The following is a 20766-nucleotide window of genomic DNA, read 5'->3' as shown; positions in this document are numbered from 1 at the left end:
AAACGCGGCGGAGGACAGTTTTAAAAAGATTATATTGCTGTCATAACCTTGTCATTTACGCGGATTAAAACGAAGGCAGATATCGCAAAAGGGGTCGCCATCATGAACGATCACATGTTTGTTGAAACGCTGATTATCTCCTCATCGTTTTTCGCTATTGCCATTATTCTCGTCGCCTCCGTGCTGTTTCTGGAAAGAAAAGGCTGACAGGGGCGTCAGCCATCGCGGTTACGCTTTGTGGAAGGTCACCAGCTCAGGACGGGCGATGCGCAGGTAATCCTGGGTATCCATAATCACGGATTTCTCCAGTAAACCGGCGTTAAAGGCGATTTCGTCAAAGCGCTCGAACAGCAGCGGGTCGGCAACCAGTGCCAAATCAGGATGGAAGCTAAAGGGCGGGATAGCGCCGAAAACGCAGGCGGTCAGGGTATCGACCTCGGCCGGGCTGGCGAGGGAGGCCTTCAGCCCGCCAAAATGGCTGGCAAGCTGGCCCAGGTCGGCCTGCAGATCGGCGGCGAGGATCGCCAGAACGTGTTTTTTTACGCCGTTGCCCTTCACCTTGCAGACCAGGGCTTTGGCGCCTTGCCGCAGATCGGTCCCGCGAATTTCACTTACCGCTTCACATTTCCCGACCGCCGCATGTTCCATAACGCGAAACCGCGCGCCCTGCTCGGTGAGTAAGGTAATCAGCTGCTGGTGGGTTCCTGCCCCAATAACGTCGTCAGTCATAACGATTTCCCGGTGATAATCCATTTTGCAGGGTTCTACATTAGCACGGGATGAACGAGGTCGAAAGAAAACAGCCAGCGGGTTCGCTGGCTGTTGGATTATGCGTTGCTGGTAGCAGATTGCTTGTGGAACAGCTCCCTGAACACCGGATAAATATCATCCTGGTCACGGATATGCTGCATGGCAAAATTATCGAACATTGCTTGCAGATGTTCATACTCCCGCCACAGGGTCTGGTGCGCGCGACGGGTAATTTCGATATAGCTGTAGTAACGCACCACCGGCAGAATTTTCTTCGCCAGAATCTCGTGACACAGCGGTGAGTCATCGGCCCAGTTGTCGCCATCGGACGCCTGCGCGGCATAAATGTTCCACTGCGCCGGGTCGTAACGCTCTTTCACCACTTCATCCATCAGCTTCAGGGCGCTTGATACGATGGTCCCGCCCGTCTCCTGCGAGTAGAAGAACTCATGTTCATCCACCTCTTTCGCCTGAGTGTGGTGACGAATATAAACCACCTCCACGTTCTTATAGGTTCTGCTCAGGAACAGGTAGAGCAGAATATAAAAACGCTTCGCCATATCCTTCGTGGCCTGGTCCATCGAGCCGGAAACGTCCATCAGACAGAACATCACCGCCTGGCTGGAGGGCTCAGGGCGTTTTTCGTAATTCTTGTAGCGCAGGTCGAAGGTGTCGATAAACGGTACCCGTTCGATCTTCGCTCTTAGTTCCGCAATCTCTTTACGCAGACGCTCCTCTTCCAGCAGTTGCGCCGGTTCCGTGTTTTCCACGACCTTCAGGCTGCTCTCCAGCTCGCGCAGTTCGCGCCGTTTGCCCGCCGTCATGGCCGTTCGTCGCGCCAGCGAATTCTGCAACGAACGCACGACGCTGATATTGGCGGGCACGCCGTTGGCGGTATAGCCCGCGCGATGGGTTTTGTATTCATTAAGCTGACGATGCTGATTCTTTTTCAGATTCGGCAGCGCCAGGTCTTCAAACAGCAGGTCGAGATATTCGTCTTTCGAAATCTGGAAGACAAATTCGTCCTGACCTTCACCGTCCTGGCTGGCCTGTCCCTGACCGCTTCCTGAACCACCGCCGCCGCCCTGAGGACGCTCAATTCTGTCGTTCTGAACGAAGTGGTCATTACCTGGGTGTACGCGATGGCGCAGGCCGCCTCGCCCCTGATGAAACATCGGTTCGCTGATGTCATCGGTGGGGATGGAGACAGACTCGCCGCTGTCGACGTCGGTCACCGAGCGTTTGTTGATGGCCTCGGAGATAGACTGTTTAATTTGCGCTTTATAACGACGCAAGAAGCGCTGGCGGTTCACCGTGCTCTTGTTTTTGCCGTTAAGACGCCGGTCAATAAACCAGGTCATATACCCCCCGTACTGCATTTGCCAACTTGCATTTTGTAGGCCCGGTCAGCGCTAACCGCCACCGGGCACTTGTTTTTAAGACGATTTACGCACGCGCAGATACCATTCGCAGAGCAGACGGACCTGCTTGCGGGTGTAGCCTTTTTCCATCATACGGTCGACAAAGTCGTCGTGTTTTTTCTGCTCATCGGTTGAGGTTTTGGCGTTAAACGAGATCACCGGCAGCAGCTCTTCGGTATTGGAGAACATTTTCTTCTCAATGACCGTGCGCAGTTTCTCGTAGCTGGTCCAGTTCGGATTGCGCCCGTTGTTATGCGCTCTGGCGCGCAGGACGAAGTTCACAATCTCGTTACGGAAGTCTTTCGGGTTGCTGATCCCGGCAGGCTTCTCGATTTTTTCCAGCTCCGCGTTCAGGGATTCACGGTCAAACAGCTGGCCGGTATCCGGGTCCCGGTACTCCTGATCCTGGATCCAGAAGTCAGCATAGGTGACATAACGGTCGAAAATGTTCTGCCCGTATTCTGAATAGGATTCCAGGTAGGCCGTCTGGATCTCTTTGCCAATGAACTCGGCGTATTTCGGGATCAGGTAACCTTTGAGGAACTCAAGGTAGCGTTCAGCCTGCTCCTGCGGGAACTGCTCGCGTTCGATTTGCTGCTCCAGCACGTAGAACAGATGAACCGGGTTGGCCGCCACTTCCGCATGGTCGAAGTTAAAGACGCGGGAGAGGATCTTAAACGCGAAACGCGTGGACAGACCGTTCATCCCCTCATCAACCCCGGCATAGTCGCGGTATTCCTGATACGACTTCGCTTTCGGGTCGGTATCTTTCAGGCTTTCACCGTCATAGACGCGCATTTTCGAATAGATGCTGGAGTTTTCCGGCTCTTTCAGACGCGAAAGGATGGAGAAGCGCGACAGCGTTTCCAGCGTGCCGGGCGCGCAGGGAGCGTGCACCAGCTCGCTGTGGTTAAGCAGTTTCTCGTAAATTTTGATCTCTTCGGAGATCCGCAGGCAATAAGGCACCTTGACGATGTACACGCGGTCAAGGAAGGCCTCATTGTTTTTGTTATTACGGAAGGTCACCCATTCAGATTCGTTCGAGTGGGCGAGAATAATCCCGTTAAACGGCAGGGCGGAGATACCTTCCGTCCCGTTGTAGTTGCCTTCCTGGGTAGCCGTCAGCAGAGGATGCAGCACTTTAATCGGTGCTTTAAACATCTCGACGAATTCCATAATCCCCTGGTTCGCACGGCACAGCGCGCCTGAGTAACCGTAGGCATCCGGATCGTTTTGCGCGAAGTTTTCCAGCTTACGGATATCGACTTTACCTACCAGCGCCGAGATATCCTGGTTGTTCTCATCACCGGGTTCTGTTTTGGCGATGGCGATCTGCTCAAGGATAGACGGCCAGACCTTCACCACGCGGAATTTGGTGATGTCGCCACCAAACTCGTGCAGGCGTTTTGCCGCCCACGGCGACATGATGGTGCCGAGGTAGCGACGCGGGATGCCATACTCTTTATCCAGAATCTGCGCGTCTTCCTGCGGATTGAACAGGCACAGCGGATGGTCGTTCACCGGGCTGCGTTCACCGTTGGCGCTCAGCACATAAATAGGAACGCGCTGCATCAGCGACTTCAGGCGTTCAGCCAGCGATGATTTACCGCCACCCACCGGGCCGAGTAAATAGAGGATCTGTTTCTTCTCTTCCAGACCCTGAGCGGCATGCTTCAGATAGGAGACAATCTGTTCAATGGCATCTTCCATACCATAGAACTCTTCAAACGCCGGGTATCGGGCGACCACCCGATTCGAAAAGAGACGGGAAAGCCGAGGCTCCAGGGCAGTGTCAACCATGTTTGGCTCACCAATAGCCATCAATAGCCGTTCTGCCGCATTGGCATAGGCACTGCGATCTTGCCGACAGATGGTAAGAAACTCCTGCAGTGTGAACTCTTCGTCCTTGGCAGCTTCATAGCGCTGGCGATAGTGATCGAATATATTCATGGCATGCCGTCCTTTCGTTTTTTAGCACAGGATAAGAGCCGTTCGTATGAGTAGTGGAGGCTCCCGGAAGAGAATCTCTCGCACCTCACTGCCAGAGCAGCAACCTGTGTGCCAGGTCAGACGCTAAGAACCGCAGGGTGTTCAGGAAAACTCTTCTTAAATTAAAGCGTAGATGGCATTTGCAAAACTTGCATGCCCAGAAAATCTACTTTCAATGACATATCAATAACTCATCCAAAAATTTCCACTGTCGTTATAAGACAAATGCACGTTTTTCATTCAGTGGTCATATAAATGAAAGCGTGTTGTCATCTGAAAAGTTAAAAATAACGGGTTAATTAGACTGATTAGCAGGCAAAAAATTTTGGGATGTACGGGAATGGCGGTTACACTTCATCCGCTGATTATTTGACTACAGGAAAGAATGGATTGTGACCAAACTCAAACTTCTGGCATTAGGCATCCTTGCCGCGACCGCAGTGAACACCGCGCAGGCGGAAAGTCAGTGGACGGTTGGCGCGGGTGTTGGCGTCATTAACAGCCCGTATAAACAGTATGACCGTGATGTTTATCCTGTTCCCGTTATCACCTATGAAGGCGACAACGTCTGGTTCCGCGGGCTCGGCGGCGGCTACTATCTCTGGAACGATAAGGCCGATAAGCTCTCCATCATGGCCTACTACGACCCAACGCACTTCAAGCCGGGTGACAGCGACAGCCATGCGCTTCGCCAGCTCGACAAGCGTAAAAGCACCATGATGGCCGGGCTCTCTTATGTACATAACACCGAGTATGGCTTCCTGCGTACGGCACTGGCGGGTGACACGCTGGATAACAGCAACGGCTTTATCTGGGATCTGGCGTGGTTGTACCGCTACACCAACGGTGGGCTCACCCTGACGCCGGGTATCGGTGTGCAGTACAACAGCGAGAACTACAACGATTACTACTACGGCGTCTCTAAAAACGAGTCCCGCCGCAGTGGTCTGAAAAGCTACAGTGCAGATGACGGCTGGGATCCTTACCTGGAGCTGACCGCGAGCTACAACTTCCTCGGTGACTGGAGCGTGTACGGTACCGGCCGCTATGAGCGTCTGAGCGACGAAGTGAAGGATAGCCCGATGGTCGATAAGTCCTGGGCAGGCATCTTCTCTGTGGGCGTGAGCTACAAGTTCTGATTGTGCATTAATTCAGTGCAATCTATGCATCAAAACGGGGCGCTTGCGCCCCGTTTGCTTTAGCGTGGTGCAGTGAATTTATCGCTTAACAATGCGAATCGTCTGCCCTAAACGAGACGGTTTTTCCTCACTCGCTTTTTGCGGGTTGCTCACGCAAGCGGTTTCCACGCAGACAAACGTTTTGTAGCCATCATCCGTCATGTCGGCCATGCTGACGGACAGCGCAGGGCCCGGGTTCCAGCCCACCACGTCGCTGTGATGATGATGGACCACTTCAATGCCGCGGTTCAGGGCGCCGTCGTGGATCACGCTGCACGCTTCCGGGTGCAGGTAAACGCGGTCGGTACGGTCAGGGAATGCCTGAACGCCGTCGCTCAGTTTGCCTTCTTTCGCGTTATCCACTTTGTCGATATAGGTATCGCCCAGGCCGCTCACCTTCACGGCGCTGATATCACCCACGTTGAAATAGGTGTGCAGGGCAGAGGTGGTTTCGAACTCGCCGTGAGCTTCCAGTTCGATTTCACAGGTTTTACCCAGCTTGAAGCGGGCATAAAGGGTGAAATCGTGCGGCCAGAGGGCGCGGGTTTCATCATTAGCCTGCAGCTCAAAGGTCAGCACTGCGCCGTTGTCATCTTCGTTATGCGCTTTCAGCGTCCACTGCTGGTTACGGGCAAAACCGTGAGACGGCAAACCCGGCTGTGCGGACGGGCCGAACCACGGCCAGCAGATCGGTACGCCACCGCGGATTGCGGCCCCTTTTTTGAAGGAGGTCGCATCGCTCAGCCATAAGCCTTCTGCTTCGCCTTCCGGTTTCCAGGAGAGCAGGTGGGCGCCGTTGAGCGCTACGGAGGCTTTAACGCGTGGGTGGTCAACGACGATAATATCAGCACCGTCAATCTGACGGCGGGAGAGCACAGGGGTAAGTTGTTCGACTACCGGAAGTGCAAAAATTTTATGAGTCATTAAGCAATCCTCTGTCTAAAAACAATAAAAAAGGCGACCGAAGTCGCCTTTTTGGATCAAACACTCATCTCAACTTATTTGGAGATGTGAGCGATCAGGTCCAGTACTTTGTTAGAGTAGCCGGTTTCGTTGTCGTACCAGGAAACCAGTTTCACGAAGTTGTCGTTCAGTGCGATACCTGCTTTAGCATCGAATACTGAAGTACAGATTTCGCCGTTGAAATCGGTAGATACAACGTCGTCTTCGGTGTAGCCCAGAACGCCTTTCATTGCGCCTTCGGAAGCAGCTTTGATTGCTTTCTTAATTTCTTCATAAGAAGCAGCTTTTTCCAGACGAACGGTCAGGTCAACAACGGATACGTTAGGAGTTGGAACGCGGAACGCCATACCAGTCAGTTTGCCATTCAGTTCTGGCAGTACTTTACCTACAGCTTTAGCAGCACCGGTAGAGGATGGGATGATGTTCTGAGCCGCGCCACGGCCGCCGCGCCAGTCTTTGTGAGACGGGCCATCAACGGTTTTCTGAGTAGCGGTAGTCGCGTGAACGGTAGTCATCAGACCTTCGATGATGCCGAAGTTGTCGTTGATAACTTTAGCCAGCGGTGCCAGGCAGTTGGTGGTGCAGGATGCGTTAGACACGATATCCTGGCCAGCGTAAGTTTCGAAGTTTGCACCACGAACGAACATTGGGGTGTTGTCTTTGGAAGGACCAGTCAGAACAACTTTCTTCGCACCTGCGGTGATGTGTTTACGCGCAGTTTCGTCGGTCAGGAAGATACCGGTTGCTTCAGCAACAACGTCAACACCGATTTCGTTCCATTTCAGGTTAGCTGGGTCTTTTTCAGCAGTAACGCGGATGGTTTTGCCATTAACAACCAGGTGGCCGTCTTTCACTTCAACGGTGCCGTCGAAACGACCGTGAGTTGAGTCGTACTTCAGCATGTACGCCATGTATTCAGCGTCCAGGAGATCGTTGATACCAACGATTTCGATGTCAGAACGTTTCTGAGCAGCACGGAAAACAATACGGCCGATACGGCCAAAACCGTTGATACCTACTTTGATAGTCATATATTCCACCAGCTATTTGTTAGTGAATAAAAGGTTGCCTGTAAAATTACAAAAACCTTACGCAGCGTCAAGCGGAATCGTGTCAATCATTGCGACAAATCAATCCTGTGACTAACGTTTGTGCGACTGACTCGCCTCACTTTCCCTTTGAGCTTGCACCCATATGGGGGCTGAGCCGGGATTTTAAAGTCCTCGCAGGATAAAAATGTGAACGTGATCACAATTGCCTGACCGCTTATTCGCGACACATAAGTTTAGATCAAAAGTGCACGCAAGGGTGTTAATGTTTTGTTAGAATCCGGGTTGAAAGATGTCTGTTTCTACAGCGAGATGTAAGCATATGTCGAACCAACGTAACCCTGACGATTTGAAAAAAAACCTCACAGAAATGCAGTTTTACGTGACGCAGAATCACGGAACGGAACCGCCGTTCACCGGGCGTTTACTGCACAACAAGCGAGACGGCGTCTACCACTGCCTGGTCTGCGATGCGCCTCTGTTCAATTCACAAACGAAATTTGATTCTGGCTGCGGCTGGCCGAGTTTCTACGAGCCGGTGAGCGATGAGGCCATCCGCTACCTGACCGACTCGTCGCACGGCATGGTGCGTACGGAAATTCGCTGCGGCAACTGCGATGCGCACCTTGGGCACGTCTTCCCGGATGGCCCCCAGCCTACGGGCGAGCGTTTCTGCGTAAATTCAGCCTCAATGAGCTTCACCGATGATGAAAACGGTGACCAGATTAAGGGTTGAAAAAACGATTCAGCAAATTATTCCTTTGAAAGGGCGCGAGAGTGAATATTGATGACATGATTAGCGGCATGACGCCGGAGATTTATCAGCGTCTGGTGACCGCCGTAGAACTGGGAAAATGGCCCGACGGCGTTGCGCTGACGCCGGAGCAAAAAGAGAACAGTTTGCAGCTGGTGATGCTGTGGCAGGCGCGCAATAACACCGACGCGCAGCACATGACGATCGACACCAAAGGCCAGATGGTCATGAAGAGCAAGCGCGAGCTGAAAGAAGACTTTGGCATCACGCCGAAGCCGATTGCGACGATGAAAATGCAATAACGGTGCAGGTTGATACCCTCTCCCACAGGGAGAGGGCGTAAAAGACTACGCCTGTGTTTCCAGCCAGTCTTCGAGCGTATACAGCGTTGCGCCTTCCGCAGCCATATCCATAAACGCCTGAGCGCTGTCCTGCGGGTGAATGTTTACCCCGCGGCAGCCGTCGGTGATGACGCTGACGGTATACCCCAACTGGAGCGCGTCCAGCACGGTAAACTTCACGCAGTAATCCGTCGCCAGGCCCAGCACGATCAGCTCCGTGATTTCATGGTGGCGTAACCACGCGTCCAGCGCCGTTTTCTGGCGATGCCCGTTATCAAAAAACGCGCTATAGCTGTCGATAGCCGGGTTTTCACCTTTATGGAACACCGCGTCGATGGCTTTCTGGTTCAGGAGCGGATGCAGCTCCGCGCCTTCCGTCTGCTGTACGCAGTGATCCGGCCAGAAGGTTTGCGCCAGCCCGTCGAGTTCTCCCTGAGTGAAAGGCTCGACGTCGTGCTGGCTGGCAAAGCTGCCGTGGTTCGCCGGGTGCCAGTCCTGGCTTGCGACAACCGCTTCACCGCGGGCTTTGCACCAGTCAATCAGCGTGTTTGCCACGTCAACGGTGCTGTCACCTTCGGCGACGGCCAGCGCACCGCCCGCGCAGAAATCATTTTGCAAATCGACCAGTAGCAGGGCGCGTTGCTTCATGAGCACTCCTTATTCGTCCGGGGTCAGCTCGCCGCGCAGGTTTTGCATCATCGCGCTGCGAATGGACTGAATGTCCAGATCCTGACTCAGTAAATAGTGAAGTTTAGTCAGCGTTGCCTCAACGGTCATATCGAAGCCGCTGATAACCCCCGCATGTGCCAGCGCGTTACCGGTGGCATAGCCGCCCATGTTGACCTTTCCGGACATACACTGGGTCAGGTTCACGACCACAATTCCGCGCTCGCTGGCTTCCTGAAGCTCTTTCAGGAATTCGCCGTTCTGCGGCGCGTTGCCGACGCCATAGGAGCGCAGAATCAGCGCTTTCACCGGCTGGCGCAGGAAGTTACGCACCACGTCGGCAGAGATACCCGGGTAGATAGTGACCACGCCAATCGGCTGCGGAGTGATCGGATGCACGATCAGCTCGCCGGCGGTGTTCGGCGCAGGCGGCGTGCCCAGACGACGGATATGAATCCCGGCCTCCAGCAGCGGCTGCAGGTTAGGGGAGGCGAAGGCGTCAAAACCGTCAGCATGGGCTTTGGTGGTACGGTTGCCGCGATACAGACGGTTATTGAAGAACAGCGACACTTCGTTGATCGGGTAATTCGCCGCCACGTACAGGGAGTTAAGCAGGTTGATCTGCCCGTCCGAGCGCAGCTCAGCCAGCGGGATTTGCGACCCGGTGACGATAACCGGCTTGCTCAGGTTCTCCAGCATGAAGGAGAGCGCCGAGGCGGTAAACGCCATGGTGTCGGTGCCGTGCAGGATCACAAAGCCGTCGTACTGGTCGTAATGGGCTTTAATGTCATCCGCGATATGCTGCCAGTCTTCCGGCGTCATGTCGGAGGAGTCCATCAGCGGCTCGTATTCGTGGATGGTGAAGTCAGGCATTTCCGGACGGTGGAATTCTGGCATCAGCGCAAGCTGACGCTGAAGGTGGCCGGAGACAGGGATATAGCCGTTTTCAGAGCGCTGCATACCGATGGTACCGCCAGTGTAGGCTACATAAATCGATTTCTTCTGCATGGTAGTGAGTTCTTGTTCTTCAAAGAAAAAAATCCCCTCTTCGCGGGAAGAGGGGACGGTTTTTAACGGACGTTAGCGCAGGTCAGGCAAAACGCGTAACGACTCTGTGGATCGTTAAAGGCCGCAAGCTTGTCGCTTTCCGCCTTCATCGCTTTCGCCGCCGTGGCGACTGGCGCAGGCAGGTAAGCCTGCATCGCCTCCGGCAGCATGGCGCGTACCGAGCCGGACATGCTGTCCATGACCATATCGAAGAACGACGGCTCGTCCTGGTAATACTCGATATGCCACTGCTTGAGCTTCGCCAGCTCGGCGGCTTTCTTCACCGCGTCATCGAAGTCGCCCAGGCTGTCCACCAGACCGTTGCTCTTCGCATCCTGGCCGGTCCAGACGTGTCCCTGTGCGATCTGGTCGATCTGCTCAGGCGTCTTTTTACGCGAGTCCGCCACCAGGGTGATAAAGCGCTTATAGCCGTTCTCAATGCTGAGCTGCATCATCTCAGAGACTTCCGGCGGCAGGGATTTGGTCACCGACACATCCGCCAGCGGAGAGGTGGCCACGCCATCGGTATGCACGCCAAGAGAATCCAGGCTGTTTTCCACGGTGTTGATCACCCCGAAGATGCCAATCGAACCGGTCAGCGTGCTTGGGTTGGCCACGATGTAGTTGGCTGGCGTTGAGATCCAGTAACCCCCGGAGGCGGCCATTCCGCCCATTGATACAACCACCGGCTTGCCGGCGGCACGCGCCGCGGCAAGTTCAGCGCGGATCACCTCGGAGGCGCTGACGCTGCCGCCAGGGCTGTTCACCCGCAGGACAATCGCTTTCACTTTTGGATCCAGGCGAGCATCGCGGATTTGTGACGCGGTAGTATCGCCGCCCACGTTCCCCGGCGTCTCCTGGCCGTCCATGATGGCGCCGTTGGCAAACACCACCGCGACGCTGTCACCGCTGTCATCCGGCTTTTTCGTAGAGTAATCATACATGCTGATGGCGCTGTAATTTTTATCCTCTTTGCTCCAGCCAAACTGCTTGCTCAGGGATTTTTCAATCTCGGCGCTGGTGCCCAGGGCATCAACCAGTTTGTTATCGAGCGCATATTTTGCGGTATCACCGTCAACCTTACGCAGGCCTTCGAGCACGCCCTGTGCGCCAGGGAATGCCTGCTCAGGCGTAATCTGACGGTTAGCGGCAACGGTGCCGAGATAGTTCTGCCACAGCTCGCCAATCCAGCGGCTGTCCGCTTCGCGGGCGGCAGGGGACATATCGTCGCGGATAAACGGCTCGACGGCGGATTTGTACGTGCCGACGCGGAAGACGTGGGTGGTGACCTTCAGCTTGTCGAGCAGGGATTTGTAGTACAGGCCGTTGGTGGCAAACCCGTGCAGATCGACCGTGCCCTGCGGGGAGAGCCAGATCTTATTGGCGAAGCTCGCCAGATAATATTGCCCCTGGCTGTAGCTGTCGCCCACGGCAATCACCGGCTTGCCGCTGTCGCGGAATTCGCGCAGCGCTTTACCGATGTACTGCATTGAAGGCTGATCGCCTCCGGCAAAATCTTTCAGATCCAGCACGATCCCGGTGATGTTCCGGTCGTCTTTGGCCTGGCGGATGGTATCGACGATATCGAACAGGGAGTTTTCCTGCAGACGGTCTGATGTCGCGCCAAACAGCTGGCGGCTGATTGCCCCCAGACGGTTGCTGGCGGACGGTTTATCAACGATAACGCCGGTGATATCGAGTAACAGGGCCCCGCGAGTCGAATGCTGCGCCTGATTCGCGTTGCTGATATGCATCCAGATGCCCGCGCAAACCAGAACCAGCAGGATGAAGAAAATGTTCATCACCAGGTTGCGGACGAAGTTGAGCAGTCGCCACGTCCATTTAAAGAAACCGGCAATGATTCGCCAAAGGGTTCGCATGTATTCTCCCTAACCAGAAAATGACTGTTTCCGTCGCCACTGGACGGTAATGTTGGGTTATCGTAATGACCCAACCGCCACTTGTCAGCAGGAATCGCCTGCCAGGCTGTAACAAAATCTGCCGTCGTGTTAATTTTGTGAGTAAATTTCAAGAAAGGAGTTAACCAATGGACGCACTCGAACTGCTTGTTAACCGCCGTAGCGCTTCCCGTCTGGCCGAACCTGCCCCGGCAGGCGAGCAGCTGGAGAACATTCTGCGTGCCGGCATGCGTGCCCCCGATCACGGCACGCTGCAGCCGTGGCACTTCTTTGTGATTGAAGGCGAAGGCCTCGATCGTTTCAGTCAGCTGCTGGAGCAGGGCGCGGTTGCCGCCGGTCAGGATGAGAAAGGTATCGACAAGGCGCGCAATGCCCCGTTCCGCGCCCCGATGATTATCGCCGTCGTGGCGAAATGCCAGGCTGACCATAAGGTGCCGGTCTGGGAACAGGAAATGTCCGCAGGCTGTGCGGTCATGGCGATGCAAATGGCCGCCGTCGCGCAGGGCTTTAACGGTATCTGGCGTACCGGTGCGCTGACCGAAAGCCCGGCGGTCCGTGACGGTTTTGGCTGCGGTGAGCATGACAAAATTGTCGGTTTCCTCTATCTCGGCACCCCGCAGCTTAAAGCCTCCAGCACCATCAGCATTCCGGACACCACGCCTTTCGTCAGCCATTTCTGATAACGCACCTAAACTGTCTGGATTCTGAGCATCTGCCGCAGAATTCAGACAGTCATACTTACCTCTTTATGGAATGAGCGCTACCATAGCGCGATTGAGATGACAGGAGACGTCCATGAGCGAGCAAACCATTCGTTTAACGCAGTACAGCCACGGAGCCGGTTGCGGTTGTAAAATTTCCCCGAAAGTGCTGGAGACCATCCTGCACAGTGAACAGGCGAAGTTTGTCGACCCGAACCTGCTTGTCGGCAATGAAACGCGTGACGATGCTGCAGTTTATGACTTAGGTAACGGCACCAGCATTATCAGTACTACCGACTTCTTTATGCCGATTGTCGATAACCCGTTCGACTTCGGGCGCATTGCGGCCACCAACGCCATCAGCGATATCTTCGCGATGGGCGGTAAGCCGATCATGGCGATTGCCATTCTGGGCTGGCCGATCAACACCATCCCGCCGGAAGTGGCCCGTGAGGTGATTGATGGCGGACGTTTTGCCTGCCAGCAGGCGGGGATTGCCCTGGCCGGCGGTCACTCTATTGATGCGCCGGAGCCTATCTTTGGCCTGGCCGTTACCGGCGTAGTGCCGACCGAACGCGTGAAGCGCAACAGCACCGCGCAGGCAGGCTGCAAACTGTTCCTCACCAAGCCGCTGGGCATTGGCGTGCTGACCACCGCCGAGAAAAAATCCCTGCTGAAACCGGAGCACAAAGGCCTGGCAACGGAAGTTATGTGCCAGATGAACCTTGCCGGTGCGGCGTTTGCCAATATCGACGGCGTGAAGGCGATGACCGACGTCACCGGTTTTGGTCTGCTGGGACATCTCTCTGAAGTGTGTCAGGGCGCGGGCGTTCAGGCGCAGGTCTGGTATCAGGACGTGCCGAAGCTGCCGGGCGTGGAAGAGTATATTGCTCAGGGCGCGGTCCCGGGCGGTACCCAGCGCAACTTCGCCAGCTACGGTCACCTGATGGGCGAAATGCCTGAGGAGTGGCGCAACCTGCTGTGCGATCCGCAAACCTCCGGCGGCCTGCTGCTGGCGGTCACGCCGGAATCCGAAGCCGAGGTTCAGGCCACTGCCGCCGAGTTCGGCATCACCCTGACGGCGATCGGCGAGCTGGTGACCGCGCGCGGCGGTCGTCCGATGATTGAGATCCGTTAATTCGATGCGGTTGTTTATTGCCGAAAAGCCGAGCCTGGCCCGTGCCATCGCCGACGTGCTGCCTAAGCCGCATCGCAAGGGCGACGGCTTTATCGAATGCGGTAACGGGCAGGTGGTCACCTGGTGTATTGGTCACCTGCTTGAGCAGGCGCAGCCGGACGTTTACGACAGCCGCTACGCCCGCTGGAACCTGAACGATCTGCCCATCGTGCCGGAAAAATGGCGTCTGCAGCCCCGGCCTTCGGTCACCAAACAGCTCAACGTGATCAAGCGTTTCCTGCATGAAGCGGCTGAAATTGTGCACGCGGGTGACCCGGACAGGGAAGGGCAGCTGCTGGTGGATGAGGTGCTGGACTATCTTGAGCTGGCGCCGGAAAAGCGCCAGCAGGTGCAGCGCTGCCTGATTAACGACCTCAACCCGCAGGCCGTCGAGCGGGCGATTTCGCGCCTGCGCGCCAACAGCGAGTTTATTCCGCTGTGCGTCTCGGCTTTAGCCCGCGCCCGCGCCGACTGGCTGTACGGCATCAACATGACCCGCGCCTACACCATCCTCGGGCGCAACGCGGGCTATCAGGGCGTGCTTTCCGTGGGGCGCGTGCAGACGCCGGTGCTGGGGCTGGTCGTGCGTCGTGACGAAGAGATTGAGAACTTCGTCGCCAAAGATTTCTTTGAGGTGAAAGCGCATATCGTCACGCCTAAAGACGAACGCTTTACCGCCGTCTGGCAGCCGAGCGATGCCTGTGAATCGTATCAGGATGAAGAGGGGCGTCTGCTCCATCGTCCTCTGGCGGATCACGTGGTTAACCGCATTACCGGCCAGCCGGCTATCGTCACCAGCTATAACGATAAACGGGAATCAGAACCCGCGCCGCTGCCGTTCTCGCTTTCTGCACTTCAGATTGAGGCGGCCAAAAAGTTTGGCTTGAGCGCGCAGAACGTGCTGGACATCTGCCAGAAGCTCTACGAAACCCACAAGCTCATCACCTACCCGCGTTCGGACAGCCGCTATCTGCCGGAAGAGCACTTTGCCGGTCGCCACTCGGTGATGAACGCCATTAGCGTGCACGCGCCGGATCTGCTCCCGCAGCCGGCGGTGAATCCGGACACCCATAACCGCTGCTGGGACGACAAAAAAGTCGATGCTCACCACGCGATTATCCCGACGGCGCGCGCCAGCAACGTCAACCTGACCGAGAACGAAGCGAAGGTCTATAACCTGATCGCTCGTCAGTACCTGATGCAGTTCTGCCCGGACGCGGTATTCCGTAAGTGCGTGATTGAGCTTGAGATTGCCAAAGGCAAGTTCATCGCCAAAGCGCGTTTCCTCGCGGAAGCGGGCTGGCGCACGCTGCTGGGTAACAAAGAGCGCGACGAAGAGAACGACGGCACGCCGCTGCCGGTGGTCGCTAAAGATGACGAACTGCTGTGCGAGAAGGGCGAAGTGGTTGAACGTCAGACCCAGCCGCCGCGCCATTTCACCGATGCGACGCTGCTGTCGGCGATGACCGGGATCGCCCGGTTTGTGCAGGATAAAGATCTGAAGAAGATCCTGCGCGCCACCGACGGTCTGGGAACGGAAGCGACGCGAGCGGGGATCATCGAGCTGCTCTTTAAGCGTGGCTTCCTGGAGAAAAAGGGACGCTACATCCACTCAACGGAACCGGGCCGGGCGCTGATTCATTCTCTGCCGGAGCTGGCCGCGAGGCCGGACATGACCGCGCACTGGGAATCGGTGCTGACGCAGATCAGCGAGAAGCAGTGCCGCTATCAGGACTTTATGCAGCCGCTGGTCGGGACGCTTTATCAGCTGATCGATCAGGCGCGCAGCACGCCGGTGAAAACGTTCAGAGGGATGGTTGCGCCCGGTGGCGGCGCGAAGAAACCGTTCAAAAAGAAAAAGAGCGCGGCAGCCTCTTAAACCGTAGGTCGGGTAAGGCGCAGCCGCTACCCGGCGAAAAGCAGCTCTGCGGCCTGATACGCCCGGTTTTCTCCCTCTCCCTGTGGGAGAGGGCCGGGGTGAGGGCATCCGGCCGCACGCGATAAATCTTAAATCACACCCTGACCAATCATCGCATCCGCCACCTTCACGAATCCGGCGATATTCGCCCCGCGCACGTAGTTGGTTTGCGACGCCTCGCCGCCGTACTCCACGCAGGCATGGTGAATATCCAGCATGATGTGGTGCAGGCGCGCATCCACTTTTTCCGCCTTCCAGCCGAGACGCGCGGCGTTTTGCGCCATCTCGAGGCCGGAGGTCGCCACGCCGCCCGCGTTAGCGGCCTTGCCCGGCGCAAACAGCACGCCCGCTTCGAGGAACAGGTCCGTCGCGTCGATGGTGGTCGGCATATTCGCCCCTTCGGCCACCGCTTTTACGCCGTTGCTAATCAGGGTACGTGCGGCGTCCGCATCCAGCTCGTTCTGCGTGGCGCACGGCAGGGCGATATCCACCGGCACGCCCCACGGCTGTTTCCCTTCCTGGTAGGTCAGGCCAAGCTCCCGGGCATAATCCGCCACGCGACCGTCGCGGCTGGCTTTGATTTCACACAGGCGCGCCAGCTTCTCTGCCGTGAAGCCCGCTTCATCCACTACCGTGCCGCTGGAGTCAGAGGCGGTCACCACGCGAGCGCCAAGCTGCATCGCTTTCTCAATCGCGTACTGCGCCACGTTACCTGAGCCGGACACCGCGACGCGCATACCTTCAAAGCCTAAACCGTGACGCTTGAGCATCGCCTCGGTGAAGTAAACCAGGCCGTATCCCGTCGCTTCCGGGCGGATCAGGCTCCCGCCAAACGACAGCCCCTTGCCGGTAAAGACGCAGGCGCTGTTGTTGGAGAGCTTTTTCATCATCCCGGCCATAAAGCCCACTTCACGTCCGCCCACGCCGATATCACCGGCAGGAACGTCGGTATCCGGGCCGAGGTGACGGTAGAGTTCGGTCATCAGCGCCTGGCAGAAGCGCATGACTTCGCCTTCGCTTTTGCCTTTCGGGTCGAAATCGCTGCCGCCTTTCCCGCCGCCCATCGGTAGCGTGGTGAGGGCGTTTTTAAAGGTCTGCTCGAAGCCGAGGAATTTCAGAATCGACAGGTTCACGGACGGATGAAAACGCATGCCGCCCTTAAACGGGCCAATGGCCGAGTTAAACTGAACGCGCCACGCGCGGTTAACCTGTACCTGGTTGCGATCGTCAACCCACGTCACGCGGAACTGGATCACGCGCTCTGGCTCGACCAGGCGTTCAAGCAGAGACATCTGGCGATAACGCGGGTTTTGTTCAAGGAAGGGCCACAGGGTGGTCATAACTTCACGCACGGCCTGCGCGAACTCGCTTTGGTGCGGGTCGCGCTGCTGAACATGGGCAAGGAAACTTTCCAGAGAGCGTGTCTGATCCATAGATATAAGAACCTCTTATCGTATTTTATGTGTATTACTTATGCGATTTGTGTTGTTTTTTTGACTATACCACCCGTACCGCTTTGTGAGGCAAGCAGAAATTTATGACGAAAGGGAAATTAATGAGAGGGCGGGCGTCATAACGAAAAGCGATGAAGAGATAAATTAAAGGTTCCGCTCTGGTTTACCGTTATAGTCATTATCAAGGAACTACTGGAAGATGTGTCTATGAAACGTTATCTACTCACCGCGTTATGCGCGATCTTTGCCGCAGGCGTGCAGGCCAACCCCATTCTCCCGGACGTGGAAGTGAATGTGCCGCCGGAAGTGTTTAGCTCCAGCGGCCAGAATCAAACGGTGCAGCCCTGTAATCAGTGCTGTATCTATCAGAATCAGAACTACTCGGAAGGGGCCGTTGTGAAAGCGGACGGCATTCTGCTGCAGTGCCAGCGCGACGAGCGCGCCATCAGCACGAACCCGCTGGTCTGGCGTCGCGTAAAACAATAAAGGCTTCCAGCAGCGGAATATCCGCCGGGGCTAAGTCGTAGCCAAACGCCTCTTCCGGCGTACACCACGCGAGCGCGCTGTGGTAGTGCGCCGTGAGCTCGCCGCGAAAAGCAGGAACGTGCCAGGCATGCAGGTTAATCAACCGCTGCGACACTTCCCGCTGGTGGCTTGCCACGTATTGCCCCGGCAGGGCGTCAATGCCCAACTCTTCACGCAGCTCGCGGATAAGCGCTTCTGGCTGGGTTTCTCCGGCCTCGACTTTACCGCCTGCAAATTCCCACATTTCCGGCTGGTCGGCGTGGGCAGGGCGCTGCGCCAGTAAAATGTTGCCGTCTTTTTCGATGATGGCGGCAACGACATCGAGTGTTTTCAGCATGGTCGTCAATAATTGATAGCGAAAAAAGACATATTATCGTGCCCTTTCTCAGAGTCCAGTAAACAGGAGAATCAGGTGAAAGAGTCCACCGCCTGGGTTGCCCCCCTCGAATCCCTTCCCGCCAGCCTAAAACCGATTGCCGCCATGCAGAAAAAGCACTTTGGCGCGGTGCTGAATCCCACCCGCTGGTGGGGGCGAATGCCGCGTCTGTTCTGGCTGGTGGCGCTGTTTGTCGGCTTTCTGGAGCGTCGTCACGCGCGCCTGACGCCCGCGCTGCGTTCGCTGCTCATGACGCGGGTATCCCAGCTCTGTCACTGCGCTTTCTGTATTGATGCCAACAGCCTGCGGCTGGCCGAGCGCTGCGGCGCGCTGGATAAGGTTCAGGCCGTGAGCGACTGGCAGGATTCCGCCTTGTTTACCGAGCAAGAGCGCGCGGCCCTGGCCTACGCCGAGGCGATGACCGCCACGCCGCCCCGGGCGGATGAGTCAGTCAGAACGGCGCTGAAACGCCACTTCACGGATGATGCCATCACCGAGATGACGGCGCTGATTGCGTTTCAGAATCTCTCCGCCCGCTTTAATGCCGCGCTGGATATTCCGGCGCAGGGGCTGTGCGCCACGTTTAACGAGACTCCTCATGCTTGACCGTCATCTTCATCCGCGGGTAAAGCCCGTTCTGAATCGTCTGGTTTCCGTGCTGGATAAGCCGGGCATCACGCCCGACGGATTGACCCTGACCGGGTTTGTCTTCGGCGTGCTGGCGCTGCCGTTTCTGGCCCTCGGCTGGTATCCGGCGGCGCTGGCCGCCATCGTGCTTAACCGCCTGCTGGATGGTCTGGACGGCGCGCTGGCGCGCCGGAGAGGGCTGACCGATGCGGGGGGATTTCTCGACATCGCGCTCGATTTTCTGTTCTACGCCCTGGTGCCGTTTGGCTTTGCACTTGCGGCTCCGGCAGAGAATGCGCTCGCGGCCGCCTGGCTGCTGTTTGCGTTTATCGGTACCGGCAGCAGCTTTCTGGCGTTTGCGGCGCTGGCCGCAAAGCACGACATCGACAACCCCGGCTATGCGCACAAGTCGTTTTATTACATCGGTGGGTTAACGGAAGGGACGGAGACCATCGCGCTGTTCGTGCTGTGCTGCCTCTTCCCGGCGCACTTTGCGCTGTTCGCGTGGGTATTCGGCGCGCTGTGCTGGCTGACCACCACAACGCGCGTCTGGAGCGGTTATGTAACGCTGAAGTCACTCACCCGTTAGAGAGTACTCTCGGGCCCGCGCTCTCCGGTGGTGACCGGGTTCTGCGGGTGACTGCTCCATTCGTACCAGCCGCCGTCATAGACGGCGACATTCTTCCAGCCCATCGCCCGGGCGTACATAAAGGTTTCTGACGCGCGCCACCCGGTGCCGCAGTAAAACGCGACGTGCTGTTCCGGCAGAATATTCCAGCGCTTCCACTGGGCGGCGATATCGTCCGCGCTGCGCATGGTGCCATCCGGGTTATGGAAATCTTCCATATGGGTCGCGTCGCTGCCCGCATGACCCCAGCGGGCACCGGCTATTTCACCTTTTGGCTTGATGTAGCTGTAGCCGCTGGTTTCGCCGATGAACTCCGGCCAGGAACGAATGCTGACCAGGGCGGCATCCTGACGGTGCAGCATCCCGCGCGCCTGTTCCATATCAACCATCAGCTGCGGCTGGCCGGGGATCGGCGCGCCGAAATCGGGGGCTGGCGTCACTTTCGCGGGCGTGCCGCGCTCAACCGGGAGGCCAGCATCCGACCACGCCTTCCAGCCGCCGTCGAGAATACGCACATCCTTCACGCCGGCATACAGCATGATCTGCGCCACGCGCGCGGCGGCGTAAACGTCACGGCCATACAAAATGACGGTGGTGTCGTGACGGATCCCGTGCCTTGCCAGCATCGCTTTCAGCGCGTCGTCGGAGACTTTATTCCACAGCGGCTCGCTCTCCACCTCGTTGGTGTCGATGTAGCCCGCGCCGGGAATGTGGTTCAGCAGGTAAAACTTCGGTGCGCCCCAGGCGGCTTCAATCACTTTCCAGTCACCCGCCGGCGCGGCGGTCACGGGTTTACCCTGCTGGAGGCGGTGGATCCACTGCGGGTAAACCAGCTGTTCAAAGTGAGGCAGGCGCTGAAGGCGGTCGGGCGTCTGCAGCGCGTCGCTGAGCAGCGAGACGTGGCGGTATCCGGCTTTCTCCAGGCGGGATTTCACCGCCAGGTTATCGTTCTCGTCGCCGTAGAGGGCGATGGCCGTCGCGGGCGTAAGCTGATGCTGTTTTGCCCAGCTCGCAATCTGCTCGTCGCTCATTGCGCCCAGCCAGGCGGCAGCCAGGTTGAGTGCGGTGGGTTCATGTCCTGAGGGGCCGCTGAGGGTTTGCGGCCAGCCGTTATAGAACGCGCTGGGGCGGGTGTCGACAGGCGTGCCGTGCTGCGCCTGAAGCTGGGAGAGCGTCATCGCGTTGGGCATATCAGCCGCCAGAGAGGAAAAGGACGCGAGGCCGCAGAGCAGGGCCAGCGCGGTCAGTTGAGAAACACGTTTCATCGAATAACCTGACGTCAG

21 protein-coding genes are annotated in these 20766 nt (G+C 56.9%); 10 read left to right on the top strand and 11 right to left on the bottom strand.

Translation table 11 applies throughout. The features are described 5' to 3' along the window. Positions 1-102 precede the first annotated feature (102 nt). Entirely contained in the window at positions 103-207 is a 105-nt protein-coding gene (gene yoaI, locus HCH49_RS07835; RefSeq protein WP_087822389.1) for a small membrane protein YoaI, read from the top strand. Positions 208-228: 21 nt separating this feature from the next. Here yoaI and HCH49_RS07830 read toward each other — a convergent pair whose 3' ends face one another. The 3 genes from HCH49_RS07830 to yeaG all read right to left on the bottom strand — a co-directional run bounded on the left by HCH49_RS07830 (position 229) and on the right by yeaG (position 4121). Beyond that, positions 229-729 (bottom strand): YbaK/prolyl-tRNA synthetase associated domain-containing protein, encoded by a 501-nt coding sequence (locus HCH49_RS07830; RefSeq protein WP_033145243.1) that lies wholly within the window; start codon positions 727-729, stop codon positions 229-231. A gap of 98 nt (positions 730-827) precedes the next feature. Next, positions 828-2111, bottom strand: coding sequence for a YeaH/YhbH family protein (locus tag HCH49_RS07825; RefSeq protein WP_032651499.1), 1284 nt, complete (start codon positions 2109-2111; stop codon positions 828-830). A 75-nt stretch (positions 2112-2186) separates the two neighbouring features. After that, entirely contained in the window at positions 2187-4121 is a 1935-nt protein-coding gene (yeaG, locus tag HCH49_RS07820) for a protein kinase YeaG (protein WP_008500713.1), read from the bottom strand. 431 nt (positions 4122-4552) lie between these two features. On the opposite strand from yeaG, the gene HCH49_RS07815 reads away from it, so the two are divergent. Further along, positions 4553-5299: a MipA/OmpV family protein gene (locus HCH49_RS07815; protein ID WP_032657936.1), complete on the top strand. Its 747-nt coding sequence runs from the start codon at positions 4553-4555 to the stop codon at positions 5297-5299. Between the two features lie 78 nt (positions 5300-5377). Here HCH49_RS07815 and HCH49_RS07810 read toward each other — a convergent pair whose 3' ends face one another. After that, complete coding sequence (locus HCH49_RS07810; protein ID WP_032657934.1) at positions 5378-6262, bottom strand: D-hexose-6-phosphate mutarotase; 885 nt, start codon at positions 6260-6262, stop codon at positions 5378-5380. A 74-nt stretch (positions 6263-6336) separates the two neighbouring features. Continuing rightward, positions 6337-7332 carry a glyceraldehyde-3-phosphate dehydrogenase gene (gapA, locus tag HCH49_RS07805; RefSeq protein WP_023311257.1) on the bottom strand — a complete coding sequence of 332 codons (996 nt, stop codon included), beginning with the start codon at positions 7330-7332 and terminating at the stop codon, positions 6337-6339. 340 nt (positions 7333-7672) lie between these two features. On the opposite strand from gapA, the gene msrB reads away from it, so the two are divergent. Together msrB and HCH49_RS07795 are read left to right on the top strand one after the other, a co-directional pair. Beyond that, the gene (msrB, locus tag HCH49_RS07800; RefSeq protein ID WP_008500710.1) at positions 7673-8086 is read left to right on the top strand and encodes a peptide-methionine (R)-S-oxide reductase MsrB; all 414 of its coding nucleotides are present in this window, start codon (positions 7673-7675) and stop codon (positions 8084-8086) included. A 56-nt stretch (positions 8087-8142) separates the two neighbouring features. Then, positions 8143-8406 (top strand): YeaC family protein, encoded by a 264-nt coding sequence (locus tag HCH49_RS07795; protein WP_196238666.1) that lies wholly within the window; start codon positions 8143-8145, stop codon positions 8404-8406. Positions 8407-8451: 45 nt separating this feature from the next. Here HCH49_RS07795 and pncA read toward each other — a convergent pair whose 3' ends face one another. The 3 genes from pncA to sppA form a co-directional block, all read right to left on the bottom strand. After that, entirely contained in the window at positions 8452-9093 is a 642-nt protein-coding gene (pncA, locus tag HCH49_RS07790; protein WP_058840806.1) for a bifunctional nicotinamidase/pyrazinamidase, read from the bottom strand. 9 nt (positions 9094-9102) lie between these two features. Beyond that, complete coding sequence (gene ansA, locus HCH49_RS07785; protein ID WP_008500705.1) at positions 9103-10119, bottom strand: asparaginase; 1017 nt, start codon at positions 10117-10119, stop codon at positions 9103-9105. 62 nt (positions 10120-10181) lie between these two features. Continuing rightward, the gene (sppA, locus tag HCH49_RS07780; protein WP_126794548.1) at positions 10182-12038 is read right to left on the bottom strand and encodes a signal peptide peptidase SppA; all 1857 of its coding nucleotides are present in this window, start codon (positions 12036-12038) and stop codon (positions 10182-10184) included. 167 nt (positions 12039-12205) lie between these two features. On the opposite strand from sppA, the gene HCH49_RS07775 reads away from it, so the two are divergent. From HCH49_RS07775 to HCH49_RS07765, 3 genes are all read left to right on the top strand, one after another. Then, positions 12206-12757 carry an NAD(P)H nitroreductase gene (locus tag HCH49_RS07775; protein WP_094935568.1) on the top strand — a complete coding sequence of 184 codons (552 nt, stop codon included), beginning with the start codon at positions 12206-12208 and terminating at the stop codon, positions 12755-12757. A gap of 115 nt (positions 12758-12872) precedes the next feature. Next, positions 12873-13916, top strand: a complete 1044-nt coding sequence (gene selD, locus HCH49_RS07770) for a selenide, water dikinase SelD (RefSeq protein WP_008500702.1) — start codon at positions 12873-12875, stop codon at positions 13914-13916. A gap of 4 nt (positions 13917-13920) precedes the next feature. Next, complete coding sequence (locus HCH49_RS07765; RefSeq protein WP_193139064.1) at positions 13921-15834, top strand: DNA topoisomerase III; 1914 nt, start codon at positions 13921-13923, stop codon at positions 15832-15834. A 128-nt stretch (positions 15835-15962) separates the two neighbouring features. Here the strand turns inward: HCH49_RS07765 and gdhA are convergent, their stop codons facing one another. Next, the gene (gene gdhA / locus HCH49_RS07760; protein ID WP_033145249.1) at positions 15963-17306 is read right to left on the bottom strand and encodes an NADP-specific glutamate dehydrogenase; all 1344 of its coding nucleotides are present in this window, start codon (positions 17304-17306) and stop codon (positions 15963-15965) included. A 228-nt stretch (positions 17307-17534) separates the two neighbouring features. Here gdhA and HCH49_RS07755 point away from each other — a divergent pair, with 228 nt between their 5' ends. Then, on the top strand, positions 17535-17813 hold the full coding sequence (locus HCH49_RS07755) for a DUF1496 domain-containing protein (protein ID WP_023335340.1): 279 nt from the start codon (positions 17535-17537) through the stop codon (positions 17811-17813). Here the strand turns inward: HCH49_RS07755 and HCH49_RS07750 are convergent. Further along, entirely contained in the window at positions 17773-18189 is a 417-nt protein-coding gene (locus HCH49_RS07750) for a pyrimidine (deoxy)nucleoside triphosphate diphosphatase (protein WP_311775732.1), read from the bottom strand. The two genes, HCH49_RS07755 and HCH49_RS07750, sit on opposite strands and share 41 nt — an antisense overlap. A gap of 75 nt (positions 18190-18264) precedes the next feature. On the opposite strand from HCH49_RS07750, the gene HCH49_RS07745 reads away from it, so the two are divergent. After that, positions 18265-18834 carry a carboxymuconolactone decarboxylase family protein gene (locus tag HCH49_RS07745; RefSeq protein WP_096151199.1) on the top strand — a complete coding sequence of 190 codons (570 nt, stop codon included), beginning with the start codon at positions 18265-18267 and terminating at the stop codon, positions 18832-18834. Continuing rightward, complete coding sequence (locus tag HCH49_RS07740) at positions 18827-19444, top strand: CDP-alcohol phosphatidyltransferase family protein (protein WP_182931831.1); 618 nt, start codon at positions 18827-18829, stop codon at positions 19442-19444. Before HCH49_RS07745 ends, HCH49_RS07740 begins: the two co-directional genes overlap by 8 nt. Here the strand turns inward: HCH49_RS07740 and HCH49_RS07735 are convergent. Next, complete coding sequence (locus HCH49_RS07735; protein ID WP_221702492.1) at positions 19441-20748, bottom strand: rhodanese-like domain-containing protein; 1308 nt, start codon at positions 20746-20748, stop codon at positions 19441-19443. The two genes, HCH49_RS07740 and HCH49_RS07735, sit on opposite strands and share 4 nt — an antisense overlap. Positions 20749-20766: the final 18 nt, after the last annotated feature.

The sequence above is a fragment of the Enterobacter sp. Y17 genome, from assembly GCF_019730495.1.
GTDB classification, from domain to species: Bacteria; Pseudomonadota; Gammaproteobacteria; order Enterobacterales; family Enterobacteriaceae; genus Enterobacter; species Enterobacter asburiae_B.
This window is presented reverse-complemented; position numbering and strand designations above follow the sequence as displayed.